This is a genomic window from Acetoanaerobium noterae (assembly GCF_900168025.1).
Taxonomy (GTDB): domain Bacteria; phylum Bacillota; class Clostridia; order Peptostreptococcales; family Filifactoraceae; genus Acetoanaerobium; species Acetoanaerobium noterae.
Genome location: NZ_FUYN01000001.1, coordinates 535,989 through 559,716 on the forward strand (window position 1 = coordinate 535,989; position 23,728 = coordinate 559,716).

Here is a 23,728-nt window from a genome sequence, read left to right on the forward strand (position 1 = left end):
TCTTTATATTTTTGATTTTTAAATCATCCTTAATCAATTCAAATTCCATAATAAATTTTATGATTTTAAACTATATTATCTCTTTTTTACTTAGATGCTCTTGGGCATATCTCTAGTTGCAACTATATCTATCCCTGTCCCAGCTACATCCTTAACTATAACATCGCCTAAAAATACTGGAGCTTCTACTACTACAGAATTGATTTGAGTCATAACGTCAAATATCAAGTTTTTAGGAATTGGCTCTGCTGTCTTTACAGGAACTAAAGCTAAAAATCCATTTTCTACTCTTACAGTAGATGTAACCATTCTTCTAGGATCATCTAACTCTTGAAGTGCATATTTTTTGCCTTTTGGGCAAGTATGTCCTTCTATGATATAACCATTTTCTGTTTCCTCTATCTGAAGCCTGCACCCCATAGGACAGGCTATACAAGTCAATTCACTATGCATGTTTTTCGCCCTCCACTTCCACAGTTATTTCTCCAGACAAATCTTTTATAAGCTCATTATTAAGTACTATATTAATCATCTCTGAAGGTATCATATGCCTCATTTTCTTAGAAAGTATCTCTTTATTATCGCATTTTACTATAACTTTTGAATCTTTATATATTCCATCTACACGCATATATAGATTTACATCCTCTTCGCTGTTTAATAGTATTTTGTGAGGCATAATATATCTTATTCCTTTATTGCTTTTTGTAGATACATAGCTGTCCTTATTTAGGCTCTGTCTTACATAATAGGCTGCGTTTTTACCAGCTATTCTGCTTTCTTTAGTTACAAAATCAACTATATCGTGTACATGAAGCACATTCCCACAAGCAAAAATTCCATCCACTTGAGTGTGCATTTTACTATCAACTATTGGACCATTAGTAATTTTATCAATTGCTATCCCTGCTTTTTGAGATAGCTCATTTTCTGGTATTAAGCCAACAGAGAGCAGTAAGGTGTCACATGAAATAAATTCCTCAGTGCCTTTTATAGGTCTTCTATTTTCATCAACCTTTGAAATTGTAACTCCATTTATCCTGTCTTTTCCATGAATCTCGTGGATGTTGTGAGATAGCATCAAAGGGATATCATAATCCTCAAGACACTGTGCTATGTTTCTATAAAGTCCACTAGAATATGGCATAATCTCAACGACAGCCTTTACCTTAGCTCCTTCGAGAGTCATTCTTCTCGCCATAATTAAACCTATATCTCCAGAGCCATATATAACTACTTCCTTGCCTACCATATAGCCTTCCATGTTTATAATTCTCTGAGCCATTCCTGCTGTATATACTCCAGCTGGTCTGTAGCCGTTTATTGCAATAGCTCCAGCGGTTCTTTCTCTGCATCCCATAGCAAGCACAACAGCACCTGCCTGTATTTCCATAATTCCTTGCTCTCCTAGTGCTATTATATTTCTCTCATCATCTATATTCAAAACCATGGTGTTTAGCATTATTTCTATATCAGATTTTTTAGCCTGCTCTATAAATCTCTGTGCATATTCTGGTCCTGTTAATTCTTCTTTGAACTCATGAAGTCCAAATCCATTATGGATACACTGATTCAAGATGCCACCAAGTTCTCTATCTCTTTCTATTATAAGGACTGAGTTTGCTCCGCTTTTTTTTGCTTCTACAGCCGCTCCTAGTCCAGCTGGTCCTCCTCCTATTACGACTACTTCATACTTCATTACCTGTCACCGCCTTTAATCTTTGAGTCTACAAGGGCTGAACCGTGATTTTCCTTAACTAGCTCTTCTATAGGTATGTTTAGCTCTCTAGATAGAATCTCCATAACCCTAGGTGCACAAAATCCTCCCTGACATCTTCCAGAGCCTGGTCTTACTCTTCGCTTTACTCCATCAAGAGTTCTAGCTCCTGCTGGTCTTTTTATAGCCTCTATTATCTCTCCTTCTGTTATACTCTCGCATCTACAGATTATCTTGGAATATTTAGGATTTTGCTTTAGGATTTCTTTCTTTTCTTCAAGACTCATATGCTCAAATCCTAAAATAGCCTTTCTCTTAGGATTAAATGATGGATTCTCTTCTAATTCAAGTCCCTGTTCATTAAGTAGCTTCGCTACATACTTGGCAATAGCAGGTGAAGATGCTAAACCCGGAGAGTCTATTCCTCCAACATTTATAAACCCTTTGGCATTTTTTGAAGGATAAATCACAAAATCTTTTTTATCACTAGATGCTCTCACTCCTGCGAAAACTCTTATGCTCTGATTCAGAGGAAGATTCGGTATTGATTTTCTTGATAGCTCATCAACTTTCTCAATTCCTGAGCTTGAAGTTGTAGTATCTTCAACACTATCAACATTATCTGCTGTCGGCCCTACTATTATATTTCCATGTACAGTAGGTGCCACCAATATCCCTTTACCTACCTTAGTAGGTGCCTGAAATATAACCTTTGTAACATTATCTCCTGCGTTTCTATCTAAAATTCTATATTCTCCTTTTCGAGGAAGAATTTCGAATTCATTGTCTCCTATAAGATTAGCAATTTTATCTGAATATAGACCTGCTGCATTTACTATGTATTTTGTTTTATATTCTGATTTTGATGTTGTAATTTTAAATCCTTCATCTAGTTTCTCTATAGACTCAACCTTCTCACTTGTTTTTAGCTCTACATTATTCTCTATAGCGTTTTCAATCAAAGCAAAGGTCATATTAAAAGGACATACTATTCCAGCACTACTACAATAAAGTGCTCCTATAACTTCTTTTGATAAATTCGGTTCAAGCTCTCTAGCTCTATCTCCATCTACTAGCTCCAAGCCTTCTACTTGGTTGTTTAGCCCTCTTTTGTATAAAACCTCAAGTTCCTTCATTTCTTCTTCATTAAATGCAACAACTAGCGAGCCTATTCTATCAAAAGAAACCTCTAGCTCTTCTGTAAGCTGAGAGTAAAGCTTGTTTCCCCATACATTTAGCTTAGCCTTTAAGCTGCCCTCATATGCATCATAGCCTCCGTGAACTATGGCACTATTCGCCTTGGTCGTCCCCTGACAAACCTCTATGTTTTTTTCTAAAACTAGAGTCTTAAGCATATATCTAGATAGCTCTCTAGCAATGCTAGCTCCTACTACCCCTGCTCCTATTATTGTAACATCATACATCGTTACGCCTCCTAAACTATGTCCAAAATTCAAAAAATGGAGAAAAAGCCTAAGCTTTTCTCCATTTTCTAATAAGCTTTTGTTAATATATTTTATTCTTCAGTTTCCCAGTCCATAGCTCTCTTAACAGCTTTTTTCCAGCCATTGTATTTCTTTGTACGAAGAGCCTCTGGCATACAATTTGTAAATTCTTCATCTACTGCCCATTTTGCTTTTATCTCATTTTGGTCATTCCAAAAGCCTACTGCAAGTCCAGCTAGATAAGCTGCTCCTAGAGCTGTTGTTTCTAAAACCTTAGGTCTTTTAACTGGAACACATAGGATGTCAGCTTGGAATTTCATCAAGAAATTGTTTGCCGCTGCCCCTCCATCTACCTTTAAATCTTTTAGAGTTATTCCAGAGTCTTCCTGCATAGCCTCAAGTACGTCTTTTGTCTGATACGCAATAGATTCAAGTGTCGCTCTTACAAGATGCTCTCTCTTTGAACCTCTTGTAAGTCCAAGTATTGCTCCTCTTGCATACATATCCCAGTATGGTGCTCCGAGTCCTGTAAACGCAGGAACTACATAAACTCCATTTGTATCTTCAACTAAGTTTGCATAATACTCTGATTGAGCTGAATCATATACTAGCTTTAGTTCATCTCTAAGCCACTGAATAGATGCTCCAGCGATAAATATACTTCCCTCAAGAGCATATTCAACTTTATCTCCTATTCCCCAAGCTATAGTTGTAAGCAAGCCGTTTTTAGATTCAATTGGCTTTTCCCCTGTATTCATAAGCATAAAGCATCCTGTTCCATATGTGTTCTTTGCCATACCTGGTTCAAAACACGCCTGTCCAAATAATGCAGCTTGCTGGTCTCCAGCATCTCCTGCTATAGGAATTTCTGCTCCACCAAAAGTTTGTGGGTCAGTATGTCCATATACACAGCTAGAAGGTTTTACTTCAGGAAGCATTGATTTAGGAATCCCTAATTCACTTAAAATTTCATCATCCCATTTTAAATCCTTTATATTATATAGTAAGGTTCTTGACGCATTAGAGTAATCTGTAACATGTACTTTTCCTCTTGTTAGATTCCAAATAAGCCAAGTATCTATATTTCCAAATAGAAGTTCTGCATTTTCAGCTTTTTCTCTGGCTCCTTCTACATTGTCAAGTATCCACTTAACCTTTGTTCCTGAGAAGTATGCATCCACAACAAGACCCGTTTTTTCTTTAATTGAAGCTTCTAAGCCTTTTGCTTTTAGTTCGTCACATATAGCAGCTGTTCTTCTGCATTGCCATACGATAGCGTTATATATAGGTTTTCCTGTATTTTTATCCCAAACTACTGTAGTCTCTCTTTGGTTCGTTATTCCTATAGCTGCTACCTCTTCTGGTCTTACTCCTGTTTTTTCAAGAACCTCTCTAGCTACACCACTTTGTGTTCCCCAAATCTCCATGGCATCGTGCTCTACCCATCCAGCCTTTGGATATATCTGAGTAAACTCCTTTTGAGATGTGCCCACTATCATACCATCTTTATCAAACACTATTGCTCTAGAGCTAGTTGTACCTTGGTCAAACGCTAGTATGTAATTTTTCATAATATCCTCCTAAATGTTCTATTATTTGATATATATTCAAAAATCATAACTCTAATCGCATTTATTTAAAATATCATAGCAAAAGTCAAAGCTCCTAGTACTCCACCAATTATTGGTCCTACAACTGGCACCCAAGCATATCCCCAATCACTGTCACCTTTTCCAGCTATAGGAAGTATTGCATGTGCTATTCTTGGTCCCAAATCTCTAGCAGGATTCATAGCATAGCCTGTTGGTCCACCAAAAGCAAGTCCTAGTCCTAAAATCAAAAGTCCGATTATAAATGGGTTCATGCCATCTGCTATATTGTTAGTTCCTATAAACAAAATTGCAAATACTAGAATAAATGTTGCAATCACTTCAGTAAGCATATTTGCAGGAAGATTTCTAATTGCTGGTCCAGTTGAAAATACTGCTAGCTTCGCTCCCTTGTCTTCTGTTTTCTCCCAGTGAGGATAATACGCTGCCCAAACCAAAGTAGATCCTATAAATGCTCCTATAAACTGTGCCAAAATATAAGATGGAACGCTCGCCCAAGGGAACTCTCCTATAGTAGCCAATGCTATGGTTACAGCTGGATTAAGATGAGCTCCACTGATATTTCCTGATGCATAAATTCCAAGCATTACGCCTATACCCCAGGCCCAAGTAATAACAATCCAGCCTGCATTTTCGGCTTTTGAATCCTTAAGTACACATCCAGCAACTACTCCACTACCAAAAAGTAAAATACATGCTGTTCCAATTACTTCTGCTAAAAACGGTGAAATCATAGTAAAACCCCCTTTAAATTGTTAGTCCCATTTTCAAAAAACAAAAAAAGGAGAATCGTGAAATTTCACGACTCTCCCATCTCCTGTCATTGAAAATAAATTTTATATGGACTTGTTGTAACTATATTATCCTAGGTTTTAAATTTTGTCAAACGTTTTCCTGAAATTTTTTTAATTATTTTAAATATTCCAAATATTGACCTAGTCAAAACATATTGATATCAATAACTTATAGATTTCACTTTCTTTAATCTATATATCCCATAGAGATTCTTTGCTCGTAGATACAGCTATTCCTCCACTTTTTAATACATCCATGATATCTTCTTTTGATTCAATAAGCCCTCCTGCTATTATTGGAATTTCCGGTATTTCTGACTTAATCCTTTTAATAACTCTAGGAATTATTCCAGGCATAATCTCTACTGCGTCAGGTCGCATTTTTTTAATCTGCTGGATATTGGTTTCTATAGAAAGTGAATCTAATACAAATAATCTTTGTATTACCCTTACATCCGATTCCATAGCTTTTTTTATCATGCTTGATTTTGTACTTATTATTCCACACTCATTTTTATACTGGGAAACTAAATAATCTATAACTATAGGATTTGATGCAAATCCTGTTATCATGTCTACGTGAATAAATGGGATTTTATCGTGTTTTTTCAAAGTTTCAATTATATTCCTTATCCCTAAAATATCAGCATTCAAAATAAATACTATTTTATTATCTGTTTCTATTACCTTCTTTAATCCTTGCTCGTTTTTTATAGCAGGTATTACAGGAGTATTTTCCAAAATATTTGTCAGCTGTCTCTTACTTACCATAATTTCCCCTCCAATCATCCGCGATTATAACATAAATGTTTATTCATGAAAAGCTATTTTAATTTTCTAAAAATTGTATTTCATTTATTATTTTTGGGTATAATAGCCTCAGGGGTGGATTATGAAAAATAAACTAAAGCACGCAATTATAAGATTTATACTATACTTAGTCATCATTCTTTCTCTGTTTGCCATTGTATTTTCAATATCATTTTATACCTCCTATAAAATATTTTTTGTCCCTCATAACGATGTTCATCTTAATGGAGCAAAAAACCTTTTAAAAGAGCTTCCTTTGCTACCAAAAGAATCAGATGAACCTTCAAGTGACAAAATACAAAATTACACAGAAAATCCAGATGAGGCGCAGGTTGCTCCTGAGTATATTATAAATCCTTAGCTAAATAAGTAATAAAAACTCATGCTAATTACTTGTTTTAAACAATCCTGATTTTAAAGTTTTTAAAACATTTTATCAAAAAAGACAGTGTATATTTTCGGATAATAAATCCTTAGTTTACACTGTCTTTTATTGCTATTAAAACAACTGCTTTTTCACCATAAATAGTGCTGCTAAAAAGGACATTACTGATGCTATAAAAATAATTATCCAAAAGCCCATTGGGTTGGCAGCAAAAGGCACTGGCACGTTCATTCCAAATAAGCTTGCAATAATAGTTGGTATAGCCATAACTATAGTGATAGATGTAAGCACCTTCATCACTATGTTTAGGTTATTTGAAATCACAGAAGCAAAGGCATCCATAGTACCGCTTAGTATATTGCTATAGATATTTGCCATTTCTATAGCCTGTTTGTTTTCTATGATTACATCTTCTAGTAATTCTTTATCATCTGGATACTTTTTAACTGCATCGAGCCTTAGCATCTTTTCAAACACCATTTCATTTGCTCTTAAGGACGTGGTAAAGTAAACCAAGGATTTTTCTAAAGATAATAGCTGAATAAGCTCTTTATTCTTCATCGATTTGTGAAGCTCTCTTTCTACTTGGACACTCACTCTATCAATTTGCTTTAGATAAAGCAAGAAATAAGTAGCTACTTTGTACATGATTTGAAGTATAATTCTAGTTTTCTTGTAAGTATAAAAGCCTTTCATTCGCCCTTTTATAAGGTCAGTAAGAATCTTTACATCTTTAGTACATATACTTATAATAGCTTCCTTTGCAATAATTATACCTATAGGAATAGTTCCATAAAGCCTACCACTAGGGTCTTCCTGAGGAACTGGAACGTCAATAATAAAAAGAGTGCTTTCATCCTCAACATCTATACGAGGGCTTTCCTCCTCATCAAGTGCTGCTTTCATGTGACTCTCATCTACGTTGTATCTTAGCCTTACAGTTTCTATTTCCTCTGGGGTAGGACTAACCATATATATCCATGCGCCATCTTCCATTTCATCTATCTCGCCAGTCACATCATCTATAGTTTTAAAAATTCTAAGCATCAGCGCACTCCTTCCTAGTTCTTACATTCTAAGTGTAGCCTTGATTCTATGTGGATTTAATAATAAATCAATCGCATCGTCGATATTATTGGTTATGATATCCGCTGCAAAAATAGCTTTTACTGCGCATCCCTCATCTCCTATGACTGCAACAGATAATATGCTTTCCTCAAACATCTCTACATCGTTGTTTCCATTTCCTATGGTCATAGTCATCTTTGAATCTATGTTGTTCACGATTTCTCTTTTGCTAAGAGCTGCGTTATCCACATCAAAAATCTCTAAAGTAATAGGCATATCCTTGCACTGCTCAGCAGCCTGATGATAAGTATCTGCCGTCAAAATATATATATTTATTCCCATCTCATGTACTCTTTGGATTTTTTCTCTAATGCCATTTTTAATGTTGCCATCATAGGCTATCGTACCATTAAAATCAAGTACAAGATTTTCTATATTCATCTTCCCTTTACCTGGAATGTCTATACTTACCATGAATAACTCCTCCTTAGTTCATCTCAAATCTATTACAAATCGTACTAACTCCTATTATTTAACCAATCAATCAGGTGCTCTATTACTTCATCCTTATTGATTTCATTGAGCATCTCATGTCTTGCTCCTTCATAAAGCCTAAGTGTAACGTCAGCTATACCTAGCTGATCCTTGTAAAGACTATACATATATTTTACCCCATCACTATAATTTCCAACAGGGTCTTCTTCCCCTGAGAATAAATATATCTTTAGCGACTTAGGAATAGCTTTCATATTTGCTTCATTAAAATTTTCTATTATCCCTCTAAACATATAGTAATATGCTGAAGAAGTAAAGATAAAACCTAAATCTGCTTTACTTGCAAAATCTTCTCCTACTTTGTTGTCTCTAGATAACCACTCAGCCCCAGTAATAACCTTATCTATTCTTTTATTAAATAGCTTTTTAGTGGTCTTTTCTATATAATAAGCCTTTCTTTTCGGTCCAAAAATGCTCATAGAAATTCTAGCAAGCCTTGCTCCTGCTCTACTTGATGCTACTTGGTCAAATCCTCCAGTCCCAGAAAAAATCACACCTGAAAGAAGATTTGCATAAAGCTGAGCATATCTTACGCTCAAAAAAGAGCCCATAGAATGTCCCAGCAAAAATATCGGCAGATTTGGATGCTCTTTCGCAATAATATCAGTGAGACTTTTCATATCTCTCACCATAAGTAAAAATCCATCGCCCTTGCCCATATATCCATACTCCATGGCTGCTGTTTTTCCATGCCCTCTATGGTCGTTTGCATAAACAGCGTATCCATTTTGCGCTAATTTTTCAGCTACATAACTATATCTTAGTGCCTTCTCACACATGCCATGAGCTATTTGGATAACTCCTTTTGGATTTTCAGGAACCCAGCTATAATAGTATACCTTGATGTCTCCTTGACTATCAAAATAGCCTTCATTAAACTTCATAACACTCAATCTCCTTTTTATAAAGCTAACAAACATCATATAAGAATCGATACTCATGCTATGATATGATATACTCAAATTACCATTAAATTAAACAAAATAATCTAGGAGGTAACAATGTCTCTTAAATTTATTGCTTCTGAATCATCACGCTATATGCAGTGGGACGAGCTAAGTAACCTCGGAATCAAGCACTGCTTTACAACATATCCAGAGGATATGGGAGTAAAAACAAACAATGATAAATCAAACCTAATTCAAAACTATGATAAAGCAAAAGCATTTGCTAAGCTAAACTCCAAGCAAACCTACTTCGCACAGCAAATCCACGACAAAAACATAGGAATAATAAACTCCTTAAGTGATGGAACTGAATTTTTCCTAGGCAGATATCTAGATAATACAGATGGACTCATAACAAGCATGCCTAACATTACCTTAATAACTCAGTATGCAGACTGCACACCTATAACCTTATGGGATACTAAAAATAAAGTTTTAGCTTCTGTTCACTCAGGCTGGAAAGGCACATCACTAAAAATAATCGAATCAGCAATAACTGATATGATTTCAAACTATGATTCAAAGCCATCAGATATTCACTGCTTTATCTGGCCATCTATAGGATATGATGATTTTGAAGTGGATGAGGATGTAGCTAAAATATTTCGTAGTTCATTTAGTTTTGCTGATGAAGTAATCTCTAAAAAAGCTAACAAATATCATATTGATTTGGTATCTATAATTCAAAGAGTTGCCCTTGATAACAAAATCTTAAAAGAGCATATCTACCTGAGTAACCTATCTACTTTTTCTGATATGAGATTTCATTCCTACAGAAGAGATAAAGAAAGCTCTGGCAGAATGGCTCTACTTATGGAAATTTAGCTTATTCTTTATCAGCTGGAACAACAGCCTTAATTTGTTCTACTACTTTCCAGGCATGCTCTAGATTATTTGATTTAATATAATCATCTAGTTGATTTTTTGTTTCAAAATCCAAAGCTACCATATCGTCATCTTTTTCATACTTTAATTTCCAAGGCATAATTAAGCTCTCCTTTTGCTATAATATAAATGCTATGTATATTTTAACACTTTTAAACTTTTATTCCTATACGATAAACTAAGCATTTGAATCTTCATTTTGTAATATCTATGTAAATTGTCATTTTGAAGATTCTGTGTTAATATATCATTAAGATACTACGTTTGCAACCGGGGATGTAATGGTTTCGACGGGGTCTTGAAGGTACGGGTAGCGAGTCGTGTAACTCCTCTTTATCACGTAAAACTATGGGGAACTTAAATTAAACGCAAACGAAAATTACGCTTTAGCGGCTTAGTTGCTGCTCGTTTTCACCGAGATTCCTACGACTTGGATGAAAACGTCAGATAGTAGGGCACTGCTTTGTGGATATCTGGACATAAAGTAGAATAATTCAGATGTAGCTGATAGGGAGCTTAGTTGTTGGGGCGCCAAGGAAGCGAAATTTAAATTCAACGACTACACTCGTAGAAGCTTTTATTGAATGGATTTCGGACACGAGTTCGATTCTCGTCATCTCCACCAATATGAAGAACAAACATAAAGCCTTGCATTTGCAAGGCTTTTGTTGTTTGATAAAGTTTTACATAGTTTATTCTTTAGTTTTAAATTTCTAACGTTTCTAAGATAATACTGGCTTTGTTAACACTTCAAATAGTTTCAGCTATCCCTCCATGGGAAATAGCTTGATTCCCATTTGAAAGATTGTCTAAGTAATATCCAAGACCATATGAATCAAAAACTAAACTATAAATTCCTAATTTATTAATTGTTGGAGTATAAAGCATGTTTATGCTTTTTGAATTAAGTACTTTTTGATTTTTGTGAAAGTTTGACATGCAAACTTCAACAATGGATTAAACTTTATTCTATTTTTTTAGCTTCTATTATCATTGAGTTTTCCTTAGAAATCAGACCCTCTACTTCATCTTTTTTATTTAGAAGCATTTTTATTTTTGTTGACTGATGCTCTTTAACATAGAATTCTGTTTCTGAGTATGGAACCAATTCAAAAAAAGTAGATGCTTCTCCAACAACGCATAACCTATCATCTACAAGTTTAATTTTGACTCTCTGCCCGTCATTCGACTTATATACTCCTTCATATTTTTCAAGTACTTCATTCTTAAGCTTAACAGCCTCAATTTTTTTAGGAAGAAGATAATCTTTATTAAATATGATTGCTCCGATTGTGTTTGTCAACTCGTTCATATCTTGGAATGATATATTTGTCAATAAAATAATTGCTATATCTTCATCTGGGAAAATCACAAAACTTGAACTATATCCATTTGATAAGTTTCCAGAATGTCCAATCCATCTATGTCCTGCAATATTTCCCATAAACGTACCATATCCAAATTCCATATCTAATTTAGTATTATTTTTAGACATAGCTTTAAAACTGTTTTTAGTAATTAGTTTTTCTGAGATTAATGCATTGTATAACCTATACATATCTTGTGCTGTAGAATAAATATGTCCTGAGCCAAAAGTTACAGACATATTGACTGGAGATGCTTTCTTAATTTCGCCATCTAAAGAATAATATCCAACAGCAATATTTTCTATTTCATCTTTTCCTATATCACAACCGGTATCTTGCATTTCTGCAGGTTTAAAAATATTTTGCTCTACATAATCTTCATAGCTTTGCTTAGATACCTTCTCTATAATGTAAGCCAATATTTGATAATTGCAATTACTGTACCTCCACTGTGTCCCAGGGGTATATTCCAAATTTCTATATTTAAAACTATTAATCAATTTTTCTTTGGAAACGTACTGTGTGTTTGTCACAACAGGATCTCTTATTATCCCTGAGGTATGTGTTAAAAGATGGTGTATTTTTATTTCTTTCCCTCTATTAAAATCTGGTATATATTTCGATATTTCATCTTCAAGTCCAAGTTTTCCGTCTTCAATTAATTGCATAATAGCTATTGCAGTAATGAGTTTCGTGACAGAAGCTATCCTAAACTTGGTTTGATTATTAAATTCAACTTCATTTTCAATGTCACTAAACCCATAACTTTGATTAAAAATAGCATCTTTCCCTTTTGCAATCAGTATAGTTCCATTAACAGTTGGATTTGAATTTAATTTATTTAAAGCACTGACATACTCATCTACTTTATAGGACAAGTTTTCACTATCAATCGAATATTCACTCCTACAATTTGTTAATACTAAAGTTAGTACTATTATAATCATGATTATATTAAATACTTTAAATAACTTATTTTGCATTTCAATATCCTCCTGAAATATAAACTCCACTCTTTATTTAGTTATAGTTTCCCCCCCACCCCTTTGAACTTCTCCACAAAAGCAGCTATCTTTTGAAATACGCTCTGCTTTTTAGTGAGGTATTCAGGGTTAAGTGGACTCATTTTAGGTAAGATTTCATTAAGCTCTGTTCCATTTTGACTTGCATATTCTCTTTTTAATGAGCTTAATATATATCTTCTAGCAGCATCCTCATTGAGTTTTTCTGAGATTATCAATTCTTCTGCCTCACGCTGTTGCTCTGCCTGGGCAAATGTAAAAAATTCATCTATGATGCTAGCCTTATCCTTGATTTTGTCTAGGTCTGTTTGGTTTATAAAGTCAACTACTAGGCTTTCTTTTGCACGATTTCCCACACTAGAACGAATGAGTCTACGCACATCCTCAACTAAGGCTTCCTTATCCTTTGATTTCTTGTTATGCTCAAATATAAGCTCTAGAATATAATCCAAATTGATTTCTTGAGATTTAAGTAGGTCTACTTCAAATACAACGTCATCCCAATCAATAGTAGATTTTTCTGGTTTCTCTCCAGCATTTTGGTTTCTTAGCCAGTCACGTATATCATTGTAGGTAGAACGGTAATCTTGTATGGTTCTTTCGCTTGGAACTTCTATTTCTTTCATAGCCTGTATTTCTTCATCGCTTAGATAATAAGTAACCTTGAATTGTTCTACTTGCTCTTCATCAGTAATATCTAGCTGCTGTATAGCTTTTAAAGCTGTGAATTCATCGTAGTTTTGCAGGATGTTTTCAACTCTTAGGTATTCCCCAAATAGCTTAGCAAAATCCTTTTTATCCTTTTCCGTAACTATATTATCTATATCTGGGAATCTCTCTTTTAATTCCTTTACTACATCTACATATCCTCTGCGAGCATCTCCAGTTGCCACATCTGTAAAGCCCTGCATATATTCCGTATAGCTTTTTTCTAGAACTACATTTTTAGTATTTTTATCTCCAAATAAAGTAATGGCATCTATAGTTGCTTTTTCTAAATCTCTAAAAGTAATGATATTGCCAAAGGTTTTGGTCGAATCATATATACGGTTGGTCCTAGAATATGCTTGGATAAGTCCATGATACCTAAGATTTTTGTCCACAAATAAAGTATTTAGAGTAGGAGCATCAAATCCTGTCAGAAACATCCCTACAACAATTAGTAAATCAATTTCTTTTTCCTTTACTCTTTTAGCTAAATCTCTATAGTAATTTTGAAACTCACTACTTTCTACGCTGTAGTTTGTCTTGAACATAGCATTATAATCCTTTATTGCTAAGCCTAGGAATTCCTTTGCACTAGAATCCATAGCAGAAGGCTCGAATGTCTCATCTAGTATCTCACCTATAGCGCTTTGCTCTTCATTTGCCGCAAATGAAAATATAGTAGCTATCCTAAGAGGTTTTTCACTGCCCTTTTGAAGATTACTTAGAGCTTCATAATATAGCTTTGCCGCATCTACGCTACTAACTGCAAACATAGCATTAAACCCTTTTCCATTTGCAGTCAATCTATGAGTTTTTGTCTTAAAATTATTAAGGATATACTGAGATATTTCCTTAATTCTCTCAGGATGAAGAAGAGCTTCTTTGTTTTCCTCAGCCGATAGCTTCTTTTCATCTTGCTCAGTCTCTATATTTTTAAACTTTGGGCGCACATCATTGTAATCCACTTTGAATTTAAGTACCTTTTCATCCCTTATGGCATCAGTGATTACATAAGAATGTAGCTCCCTGCCAAATACAGTTGCTGTAGTTTCAGAGCCTAGAGCATTTTCTGGAAATATAGGAGTACCTGTAAAGCCAAATTGATAGAACTTTTTAAACTTCTTATTTATATTTTTTTGAGCTTCACCAAATTGTGAGCGGTGGGCTTCGTCAAAAATAAATACCACCTGCTTATCATATATAGCTAGGTCTGTTTCACTTTTCATTAGATTGTTTAGCTTTTGAATAGTAGTAACTATAATCTTGTTATCATCTTTTTCTATGTTTCGCTTTAGCCCTATTGTGTTTTCTGAGCCATTGACACTATCAGGAGAAAAACGCTGATATTCCTTCATAGTCTGATAGTCTAAATCCTTTCTATCTACCACAAAAAACACCTTGTCAATAAAGCTCAGCTCAGTTGCTAGCCTAGCCGCTTTAAAACTTGTAAGAGTCTTACCCGAGCCTGTAGTATGCCAAATATACCCACCACTTTCAGTAGTTCTCCACTTCTTTGCTTGATATGAGCTTTCTATCTTCCATAATATTCTCTCAGTAGCAGCTATCTGATATGGACGCATAATAAGGAGAATATCACTAGTATCAAACACTGAGTATTTGAGTAATACACTTAGCAGAGTATTTTTCTGAAAAAATGTAGCAGTAAAATCCTTTAGATCTTTGATAAGAGTATTATCTGATTTTGCCCAATTCATAGTAAAATCAAAGCTGTTCTTATCACGCCTAGTAGTATTAGCAAAATATCTGCTATCAGTACCATTAGAAATCACAAAAATCTGCACATACTTATATAGAGAGTTCTCAGAGTTAAAGCTCTCTTTACTATATCTATGGACTTGATTAAAGGCTTCTCGTATAGCTACTCCTCTTTTTTTCAGCTCTACTTGTACTAGAGGTAGACCATTTACCAAGATAGTCACATCATATCTATTGGCATGAGAACCTTTTTGCTCAAACTGAGAAATGACCTGCACTTTATTTCTTGCAATATTCTTTTTATCTACTAGATAGATGTTTTGAATATGCCCATCATCAAACACAAAATCAAATATATAGTCATTGTGAATCTTACGAGTCTTGTCAATATGATTATCACTAGGCTTGTCTAAATACTGCTCACAAAATCTAACCCACTCAGCATCTGTAAACTTAACTTTATTAAGCTCCTCTAGCTGAATCCGAATATTAACTAGAATTTTCTCGGTATTATTTAGCCCCTGTACATATTCATAGCCTTGATTTTCTAAATCAGTGATAAATTCCCTCTCTAAATTGTATTCGCTCTGATATGCTTCATTTACCTGTGGACACTTAGTGTATTTATCTAGAACTATGAATTTCTTTGATTCTGCAATAGTTTTATAATCTGCCATGACTAGACCTCCTGTTTTGGAAAGCTAAGAAGCATATTTCTATAGTACTCGTATTGCTTTTGACGAAGCTCTATCTCACGAGGTAGACCCTCAGTGATAGATGATGTTAAGGCATCGAATTTATCTAAGATGGATACTATTCTTTCTTGTTCCAGTAAAGGTGGGATTGGAATGATAAGCTTCTCAACTACCATTTTTGACAATCTTGGAACGCTTGCTCTACGAACTTGACTAGAAATTTTAGTTTTCTGGGTTAATAAAAAGTAATAAAGATATTTGCTTTTAATTTTATTATTATGCAAGAAAAAATAAACATCATCTGCAGCCCAAAAATCAACATTGCTGTAACCAATTTCACCAGCTGCACCTGCACTAATAATAAAAGTTGTATTAGCTTTAACATTGCTTTTATGATAGTATCCAAGAGGAACCATAGAATTTTGGAAAACAGCATATTTTCCTAATGTTTCTAACTCACTTTTAACAAGCCTTTTTCCTCGTTGAATTTCTACCACACTTCCCAAGGTTTTCCACTCAACTTCTCCTTCTTCAAAACTAAGTAGCTTATCACGGTAATAAGTATATTGCTTTTTACGCGTTGTAAGCTCTGTTGTAAGCTCTGTTGTAAGCTCTGTAAAGGTGTCTAAAATGCGGACTATTTCCTCTTGTACTTTTAGAGGGGGGATAGGGATTAAAATCTTTTTAAATCTTGCTTTAGATATATTAAATCTAGTGACTCCACTAGCTGTTTTTGCAATTTCAACACGCATAAAATGACTGCGAAATAAGTACTTTGAAAACTCTGGTGTTATATTAATATCATCATTAAATCTAACTCCAAAAGAAAAACTATTTAAATATATTTTGTTCGTAAATTTTGTTGTAACAGCTGAAGACATTCCAGCTTCTTCTGCAGTTTCTGATGAACCTGTAAATAAAATATCGCCATACTTTACTTCATGCTGATTTTCTGAATCTGATACTTTAACAGATTCAAGTTTATCAAAATTTATTTCTATATTATCAAATATATTTTTATATGAAATATATAAAGCATTTCCATCTGCAAAATCGTTTTTACTTTTTCCAGAAAGTCCTCCATAAATTTCTGCAACCTCTCCCAATGTCTTCCACTCAACTTCAACCCCATCAAGCAACTTTTCCATAAAATTTGACTGTATCATCCCTCTATCACCTCGATTATTTCATCAATCTCAGTTCTTAGCTTGTCTATTTTTGCTACAGTAGTCTTTATTTCCTTGTTTAGCTCATTTATATCTATTATTTCTCTTGTGTCTTTTGCCTCTACATATGAGCTTACTGATAGGTTGTAGTCATTATCTACTATAGCTTCATAATCTATGCATTTTGCAACATGAGGGATATCTTCTTTAGTGTCAAATATCTTCATTATTTCTTCTATATGTTTTTCTGTTAGAACATTGTTATTGGTTTCTTTTTTGTAGAAATCTGCTCCACTTGCATCTATAAATTGGGTTTTGTTATCTGTTTTATGTTTTGATAGGACTAGGATATTGACAGCTATAGAAGTTCCAAAGAAAAGATTTGGAGCTAGTGATATTACTGTCTCTACAAAGTTGTTGTCTATTAAATATTTTCTGATTTTTTGCTCTGCTCCACCACGATAGAATATACCAGGGAAGCATACTATAGCGGCTCTACCTTTACTTGATAGGTAGCTCAGTGAATGAAGTACAAAGGCAAAGTCTGCTTTTGACTTTGGAGCTAGAACTCCTGCAGGTGCAAATCTATCATCATTTATAAGGGTAGGGTCATCACTTCCTATCCAAGTTACAGAATATGGAGGGTTAGATACTATTGCATCAAAAGGTTTTTCATCTCCATAATGAGGGTCTAATAAAGTGTTTCCAAGTGCTATATGAAATTTATCGTAGTTTATGTTATGTAGGAACATATTCATACGAGCAAGGTTATATGTTGTATGATTTATTTCTTGACCGTAAAATCCATCTTCTATTATATGCTCATCAAATTGCTTCTTTGCTTGAAGTAATAGCGAGCCAGACCCAGCCGCTGGATCATAGATTTTGTTGATTGAGGCTTGACCATGAATTGCTAATTTGGCGATAAGGTTAGATACGCTCTGAGGCGTAAAGAATTCTCCTCCTGATTTCCCAGCGTTGGCGGCGTAGTTTGATATTAAGAATTCATAGGCATCCCCGAAAAGGTCTATGTGGTTATCCTCGAATTCACCAAATTTAAGCCCTGAAACTCCCTTTATAACTGCGGCTAGGCGAGAATTTTTATCTTTTACTGTATTTCCTAGTCTATTGCTAGTAGTGTCAAAATCTGCAAATAGTCCTTTGATATCTAGCTCAGATGGATATCCATTAGCCGAGCTTTCAATAGCTGAAAATATAGATGCTAGGTCTGTGTTTAGGCTTTCATTTGTGTTGGCAGTTTTTGCAATATTTTCAAATAGCTGGCTAGGATATATAAAGTAGCCTTTTGTTTTGATTGCATCGTCTTTGATTTCGCTAGTTATGATATCATCAGGAAGCTCTGCGTAGTTTATACTTTCATCTCCTGCTTCTATGTATTTAGAAAAGTTTTCACTTATAAATCTATAAAATAATGTTCCTAGGACATATTGTTTGAAATCCCATCCATCTACAGAACCTCTTACATCATTTGCTATTTTCCATATTTGTGATTGTAATTCAGCTCTTTGCGCTGCACTTGTCATGTTTATTCCTCCGATTAGTTTACTTAATTGTTTGGGGGTATTTTTATATATACTATTTCTATTTTATCGCTTTGATATTGGTTTAGCAATGATGGTCAGTCATTTTAATACTTAACGAAAGGTCAATAGAATTTTAATATTAGTTTTTGTTATATCGAAATCTTTTAATGTTTATTGTGTTTTTATATGAATAATTCAGTATATAATATATTCAAAGTAAAAAAAGGTTTAAAATACTTCAAATAGAAAATATGAGGTTGAATTATGATTACAGTATCCGATGTTATAAAAAATAGTAGTCTAAGTGCTTTCCCTGTGGTATGTGGTTGTGCTGGGTTAGAAAGCGAAGTTATAAAAACAGGTATAATAGATTATGAATTTTCAATTGAAGGTTTTTTTGAAAATAATAAGCCGTTTGGTTATGGTGATTTTTTAGTTGCAAGCCTTATGTTTACTAATGGGGATGAATCTGAACTTTTGAAAATGGTCGAACAGCTTATAGCCCTTAAAGTTAGTGGTTTAGCCATTAAAAATATTTTCTTTAAAAAAATACCTCAAAGCATCATTGACCTTTGTAACAATAAAGATTTTCCTATTGTTTTGTTTGACAATTCATTATATTTTGAAGAAATCATCACTGAAATTGATAATATAATTCAAGTATCAGATTGGATAAAAAGAATTGAAACAAAAATAGAATTATTGTATTTAAACGATTTAGAACGTGGTGAAGTTGGATTTATTTCTAAAGAGATGAGAATCTCTCCTTTAAAATATTCGGTTGCATTTTGTCTAAGTCCATATATTCCTTTATCATCTATAGATATGACCTATATAATAAATAGCTACAATAATCATTCATACCGTGATGAAAAAAGCTTTCTATATAAGTATCGCGAGTTTTTTTTAATAATATTAATATCTAATAGGGATTTAAAATCAGAATTCGAAAAATCTTTTTTAGATATTCTTAATTTAACTGGTATTAAAATCTCGAATTACACAGTGGGAACTAGTTCAATACACAATCCTGTAATTAATCTGGATTTCTGTATTAAAGAAGCTATATGGAGTAATAAAGTTGCTAAATTATTATCTGAAGAAAGAAAAAATTATTCTGATTTAGGAACTTGGAGCATTATAATATCAAATCAGCAATCCAAGCATATAAACCAATATATGAAAAATTACCTCAATCCGATTACACATAATCCATCTGATTCTTCTAAGGAACTAATAAAAACTGCTATTGCTTATATTAAATGTGAGGGAAATCCAAAATTGACTGCAGACAATCTTTTTATTCATGAAAATACGGTTAGATATCGAATGAATAAACTCCGCGAAAAACTAGACCCCAATGCTAATGATTTTGTTTTTTATGAGAATTTATCTTTAGCAATTAAAATTCATTTATTACACGACGATTTTAACTCTTAACCTTAGCCATTACTTTTGTGAACAAATACAAAAGTAATGGCTTTTTTTATTATTCAAAACAAAGATACATTTTTTAAATTACCTTATTATTAAATAAAAAGGAGGTTTAAACAAAATGCATAAAATATTTGTTTTATCAGAAGATGATACAAGGCAGTTGCTAGAATTAGAAGAAGTTATAGAAGGTATAGAAAATGTTTACAAAGAGAAATCCAGCGGAAGCGGAAAGGTTTTTCCTCTAGTATTTCATGAATTTGAAAAAGGTGTTGCTGATATGGATATTAAATCTGGCACACTTGATAAAATGGGAGTTTACGGATTAAAACTTGTTTCATGGTTTGGTAATAATCCTTCTAAAGGATTGCCATCGCTTTCTGGAATTGTTATGCTTTTCGATTCAAGTACAGGACTGCCTATTGGGACAATAAGTGCAGAACATATGACTGGAATGAGAACAGGAGCCGCAGGAGCTATTGGAGCAAAATATCTAGCTAGAAATAATTCAGAAGTAATGTTAATGGTAGGTTCAGGTCATCAAGCTTCTTATCAGATAAGAGCAATGCAAACAGTAATTAAAGGATTAAAAAAAGTTTTTGTATATGACCCTATTAACTTCGAATCTGCTAAAGGATTTATATCTAAGTTTGAATATAAGTTAGATAGTATAGAATATATCCCTGTACAAGATTTAGAAACCTCTGTAGCAAATTCTGACATTATAGTTACTGCAACCCCATCTAAAAAACCTTTGATTATGAAAGAGTGGGTAAAAGCTGGCACTCATTTTAGCTGTATGGGTTCAGACATGTCTGGGAAACAGGAAATCGATGAAAATATACTTAAATCTGCAAAACTTTTTACAGATGATATTTTGCAATCTGTAAGTGTGGGAGAGTTTGAGGTTGGAATCAATAATGGCACAATAACTAAAGAAGATATAATTTGTGAAATCGGTGATGTATTAAATGGAGAATATGATGGAAGAACATCTGATAATGACATCACTGTATTCGATTCTACAGGTATTGGTCTTCAAGACATAGCTGCAGGATACATCGCGATTCAAAAAGCAAAAAAAATCAATATCGGTACTGAAGTTAAATTCTAAATTACAATAAAGCACGGGAGGTCAACCATGAATATAAAAGATTTTGGAGTAGAAATGTGGATGGCAAAGTATGAAAATAACGCTTTATACAATATTGCTGAAACTTGTGTTTCTTCAATCACTATAAATGAATTGCTTGAGATGTCAGATATAAAAGATAGTGCTTTTGATAATATTAGAAAAATGAAGATGACATATGGCGACATAGAAGGTTCCCTAGACCTTAGAAGAGAGATTTGTAAGTTATATCAAAATATCGATATAGCTAATGTCACAGTTACACACGGAACAATAGGAGCAAATGCTCTTGTTTATGATGTTCTTATAGAACCTAACGACCATACTATATCTGTTTTACCAACCTACCAACAGCACTATTCTATTCCAGAGTCTCTAGGAGCCAATGTAGATATATTACCATTACGATGGGAAAATAATTTTATTCCTGATATTGATGAACTAAAATCGCTAATTAAACCTAACACAAAAATTATTAGCATTAATAATCCTAATAATCCTACTGGTTCTGTCATAGGTCTTGATTTGCTAAATCAAATAGTAGATGTAGCAAGAAGCGTTGATGCCTATGTTCTGTGTGATGAGGTATATCGTGGTCTTGATCATGTAGAAGGCTTTACTCCATCAATCGTAGATTTATATGAAAAAGGTATAAGCACCGCAAGTCTTTCAAAAACATTTTCTCTTGCAGGGCTTAGAATTGGATGGGTAGTAGGTTCTAAACAATTTATTGAAATGGCCAACAAAAGAAGAGACTATAATATTATTAGCTGTGGTATGATAGACGATTATCTTGCGACTATTGCCTTAAAAAGCAAAGATAAGATTCTAGCAAGAAGTCTTTCCATAGTAAGAAAAAATATAGAAATACTAGATAAATGGGTTAACGAGTCAAAACACTTAAAATATATTCGCCCTAAAGGTGGTACAACAGCATTTTTAAAGTATTCCATGGATATAAGTTCAGAAGAGCTATGCAAAGATATACTAGATAAAACAGGCGTAATGCTTGTTCCTGGTAAAGTTCTAGATATGGAAGGTTATATAAGAATTGGCTATGCAAATAGTGAAGATATTCTTAAAAAGGGATTGTCAAAATTGACAGAATACTTGGAAACTTATTGGGGATAAATATTTTTTTAAGGAGAATTGAGTAATGATTTCAAAAAAGAATGCTTCACTAATCGGATTAGTTCTAGTTGCTATTATTTGGGGTTCAACTTTTACTTTTAATAAAATGGCTCTTTATGGACTAACTCCTATAAGCCTCATGGCAACAAGATTTATGATTGCCTTTATTCTAATGATTACTATTTTTAGAAAAAAATTTAAGAACATTAAATTTAAAAATTGTATAGGTGGTTTTTTATGTGGGCTTGCTTTATTTTTAGCTTTTATATTGCAAACTTATGGATTAATTTATACTACAGCTAGTAAGCAAGCTTTTTTAAGTGGAGCATATGTGATTGCCGTTCCATTTCTTACTTGGTTTGCATTTAAGAAAACGCCAAATTTAAAAACCTATTTAGGTACTGCAATATGTTTTTATGGAATTTCTCTTCTTTCATTTAACAGTGATATGAGCATCAACATAGGTGATATATTAACTCTAATTAGTAGTATTATGTTTGCTGCTCAAATAGTAATAGCTGGCTATTATATTGATAGAGAAGATGCAGCAGTAATGTCCACTGTACAGTTTGGAGTAATAGGGATTTTATCCACAATTTTTTTACTTATTATGAAAGATTTTAGTTTTATAACTATTATTACTGACATCACTTCACCAACTAGTCTATCGGTTTTTTATCTCGGGATAATCGGAACAGCTACTGCATATTATCTTCAAATCCTAAGCCAAAAATATACAAGTCCAACAGCTACATCGATTATTCTTAGCATGGAAGCCGTTTTTGGAACTATTATTGCTGTGTTAATTCTTGGCGATGTTATTACACTTAAAATGATTTTTGGTGCTATTGCTATTTTAATTGCTATTCTAATTAGCGAACTATAAATTATTGTGTATAAAACTAGTCATCATAATGAAATAATCTATAAAATAAGCCCTGCCTTTGCAAGGCTTATTTTACAGTGAAGCTTCTATTGAATTTTGTAGAGCTTCTTCAACTTTTTTAGCAACTTCTTTTAAGTCACTACCTTCGAACAATCCAATAAGGGCCTCTGGGCTTGTCATTCCTATATAAGTTTTATCGTCTTCTCTTCTAACTACCATCTTACATGGAAGAACATAACCTATATGAATGTTTTCCTCTAGAACTTCTTTTGCTTGCTTTGGATTACATACCTCTAATACTACAAAATCATCCTTGAACTCTAGACCTTTTTCTTGTAATTTATCTTTGAAATTAAGCTGCCATAGTATCCCAAAACCACTTTCCTTTAAATTACTCTCTAAAGAACTGATTGCCTCAGTTAGACTTTTATTTGTACTTTTTTCATAAACTATGCCCACGTTCATTCCTCCTTTAACTTTCAATCAAATTACTATTCACACTTAGAACTAAATTAAGCAAATTTATATATCTGAAATTTTTATTAGATTACTATATATCAAATACCCAATGTCTTAAAATATAAACTAAACGTAGAAAACTCAATCATAATATGACATCCATTTTAGAAATCTAAGCATTAATTTTATTAATGATACAGTATAATTTTAATTTTATATTTAATTATAAATATTTCGAACTATTATGATAGT

22 protein-coding genes and 1 other RNA gene are annotated in these 23,728 nt (G+C 33.4%); 7 read left to right on the top strand and 16 right to left on the bottom strand.

All coding sequences use genetic code 11. The features are described 5' to 3' along the window. Nucleotides 1–90: 90 nt before the first annotated feature. The 6 genes from B5X47_RS02730 to B5X47_RS02755 all read right to left on the bottom strand — a co-directional run bounded on the left by B5X47_RS02730 (nt 91) and on the right by B5X47_RS02755 (nt 6,337). Nucleotides 91–453, bottom strand: a complete 363-nt coding sequence (locus B5X47_RS02730) for a DUF1667 domain-containing protein (RefSeq protein ID WP_079588677.1) — start codon at nt 451–453, stop codon at nt 91–93. Next, nucleotides 446–1,699: an NAD(P)/FAD-dependent oxidoreductase gene (locus B5X47_RS02735; protein WP_079588678.1), complete on the bottom strand. Its 1,254-nt coding sequence runs from the start codon at nt 1,697–1,699 to the stop codon at nt 446–448. Before B5X47_RS02735 ends, B5X47_RS02730 begins: the two co-directional genes overlap by 8 nt. After that, entirely contained in the window at nt 1,699–3,141 is a 1,443-nt protein-coding gene (locus B5X47_RS02740) for an NAD(P)/FAD-dependent oxidoreductase (RefSeq protein ID WP_079588679.1), read from the bottom strand. The genes B5X47_RS02735 and B5X47_RS02740 overlap by 1 nt, the downstream gene beginning before the upstream one ends. A 92-nt stretch (nt 3,142–3,233) precedes the next feature. After that, nucleotides 3,234–4,733 carry a glycerol kinase GlpK gene (glpK, locus tag B5X47_RS02745; protein WP_079588680.1) on the bottom strand — a complete coding sequence of 500 codons (1,500 nt, stop codon included), beginning with the start codon at nt 4,731–4,733 and terminating at the stop codon, nt 3,234–3,236. A 65-nt stretch (nt 4,734–4,798) separates the two neighbouring features. Beyond that, a complete protein-coding gene (locus tag B5X47_RS02750; protein ID WP_330395728.1) occupies nt 4,799–5,506 on the bottom strand; it encodes an MIP/aquaporin family protein in 708 nt (235 codons plus the stop codon). A gap of 252 nt (nt 5,507–5,758) precedes the next feature. Beyond that, the gene (locus tag B5X47_RS02755) at nt 5,759–6,337 is read right to left on the bottom strand and encodes a glycerol-3-phosphate responsive antiterminator (RefSeq protein WP_079588681.1); all 579 of its coding nucleotides are present in this window, start codon (nt 6,335–6,337) and stop codon (nt 5,759–5,761) included. A 121-nt stretch (nt 6,338–6,458) separates the two neighbouring features. On the opposite strand from B5X47_RS02755, the gene B5X47_RS02760 reads away from it, so the two are divergent. After that, nucleotides 6,459–6,737, top strand: coding sequence for a hypothetical protein (locus B5X47_RS02760; RefSeq protein WP_079588682.1), 279 nt, complete (start codon nt 6,459–6,461; stop codon nt 6,735–6,737). Nucleotides 6,738–6,875: 138 nt separating this feature from the next. Here the strand turns inward: B5X47_RS02760 and B5X47_RS02765 are convergent, their stop codons facing one another. Genes B5X47_RS02765 through B5X47_RS02775 form a run of 3 tightly spaced genes read right to left on the bottom strand, consistent with a single transcriptional unit; the run spans nt 6,876 to nt 9,268 of the window. Further along, nucleotides 6,876–7,808: a magnesium transporter CorA family protein gene (locus tag B5X47_RS02765; RefSeq protein ID WP_079588683.1), complete on the bottom strand. Its 933-nt coding sequence runs from the start codon at nt 7,806–7,808 to the stop codon at nt 6,876–6,878. 21 nt (nt 7,809–7,829) lie between these two features. Further along, entirely contained in the window at nt 7,830–8,303 is a 474-nt protein-coding gene (locus B5X47_RS02770) for an HAD family hydrolase (RefSeq protein WP_079588684.1), read from the bottom strand. Between the two features lie 44 nt (nt 8,304–8,347). Beyond that, nucleotides 8,348–9,268, bottom strand: a complete 921-nt coding sequence (locus B5X47_RS02775; RefSeq protein ID WP_159446376.1) for an alpha/beta hydrolase — start codon at nt 9,266–9,268, stop codon at nt 8,348–8,350. 117 nt (nt 9,269–9,385) lie between these two features. Here B5X47_RS02775 and B5X47_RS02780 point away from each other — a divergent pair, with 117 nt between their 5' ends. Further along, nucleotides 9,386–10,156 carry a purine nucleoside phosphorylase YfiH/LACC1 family protein gene (locus B5X47_RS02780; RefSeq protein ID WP_079588686.1) on the top strand — a complete coding sequence of 257 codons (771 nt, stop codon included), beginning with the start codon at nt 9,386–9,388 and terminating at the stop codon, nt 10,154–10,156. Nucleotide 10,157: 1 nt separating this feature from the next. On the opposite strand, the gene B5X47_RS13760 is transcribed toward B5X47_RS02780, so the two are convergent. After that, a complete protein-coding gene (locus B5X47_RS13760; RefSeq protein WP_013362172.1) occupies nt 10,158–10,316 on the bottom strand; it encodes a hypothetical protein in 159 nt (52 codons plus the stop codon). Between the two features lie 172 nt (nt 10,317–10,488). Here B5X47_RS13760 and ssrA point away from each other — a divergent pair. Then, nucleotides 10,489–10,841, top strand: a transfer-messenger RNA (tmRNA) gene (ssrA, locus tag B5X47_RS02785). A 125-nt stretch (nt 10,842–10,966) separates the two neighbouring features. On the opposite strand, the gene B5X47_RS02790 is transcribed toward ssrA, so the two are convergent. The 5 genes from B5X47_RS02790 to B5X47_RS02810 are packed head-to-tail and all read right to left on the bottom strand — an operon-like array spanning nt 10,967 to nt 18,434. Continuing rightward, entirely contained in the window at nt 10,967–11,155 is a 189-nt protein-coding gene (locus B5X47_RS02790; protein ID WP_079588687.1) for a hypothetical protein, read from the bottom strand. Nucleotides 11,156–11,180: 25 nt separating this feature from the next. Beyond that, nucleotides 11,181–12,566, bottom strand: a complete 1,386-nt coding sequence (locus B5X47_RS02795; protein WP_079588688.1) for a serine hydrolase domain-containing protein — start codon at nt 12,564–12,566, stop codon at nt 11,181–11,183. Nucleotides 12,567–12,607: 41 nt separating this feature from the next. Next, a complete protein-coding gene (locus B5X47_RS02800) occupies nt 12,608–15,706 on the bottom strand; it encodes an HsdR family type I site-specific deoxyribonuclease (protein ID WP_079588689.1) in 3,099 nt (1,032 codons plus the stop codon). A 2-nt stretch (nt 15,707–15,708) separates the two neighbouring features. Then, entirely contained in the window at nt 15,709–16,890 is a 1,182-nt protein-coding gene (locus B5X47_RS02805) for a restriction endonuclease subunit S (RefSeq protein WP_079588690.1), read from the bottom strand. Continuing rightward, complete coding sequence (locus B5X47_RS02810; RefSeq protein WP_079588691.1) at nt 16,887–18,434, bottom strand: type I restriction-modification system subunit M; 1,548 nt, start codon at nt 18,432–18,434, stop codon at nt 16,887–16,889. Before B5X47_RS02810 ends, B5X47_RS02805 begins: the two co-directional genes overlap by 4 nt. A gap of 264 nt (nt 18,435–18,698) precedes the next feature. Here B5X47_RS02810 and B5X47_RS02815 point away from each other — a divergent pair, with 264 nt between their 5' ends. The 4 genes from B5X47_RS02815 (at nt 18,699) to B5X47_RS02830 (ending at nt 23,017) form a co-directional block, all read left to right on the top strand. Beyond that, entirely contained in the window at nt 18,699–19,874 is a 1,176-nt protein-coding gene (locus B5X47_RS02815; protein ID WP_079588692.1) for a PucR family transcriptional regulator, read from the top strand. Nucleotides 19,875–19,989: 115 nt separating this feature from the next. Beyond that, nucleotides 19,990–20,982, top strand: a complete 993-nt coding sequence (locus tag B5X47_RS02820) for an ornithine cyclodeaminase family protein (protein ID WP_079588693.1) — start codon at nt 19,990–19,992, stop codon at nt 20,980–20,982. A gap of 27 nt (nt 20,983–21,009) precedes the next feature. Next, a complete protein-coding gene (locus B5X47_RS02825) occupies nt 21,010–22,131 on the top strand; it encodes an aminotransferase (protein WP_079588694.1) in 1,122 nt (373 codons plus the stop codon). A 25-nt stretch (nt 22,132–22,156) separates the two neighbouring features. After that, nucleotides 22,157–23,017 carry a DMT family transporter gene (locus tag B5X47_RS02830; protein WP_079588695.1) on the top strand — a complete coding sequence of 287 codons (861 nt, stop codon included), beginning with the start codon at nt 22,157–22,159 and terminating at the stop codon, nt 23,015–23,017. Between the two features lie 72 nt (nt 23,018–23,089). Here B5X47_RS02830 and B5X47_RS02835 read toward each other — a convergent pair whose 3' ends face one another. Continuing rightward, nucleotides 23,090–23,482 (bottom strand): DUF302 domain-containing protein, encoded by a 393-nt coding sequence (locus B5X47_RS02835; protein WP_242950987.1) that lies wholly within the window; start codon nt 23,480–23,482, stop codon nt 23,090–23,092. Nucleotides 23,483–23,728 lie beyond the last annotated feature (246 nt).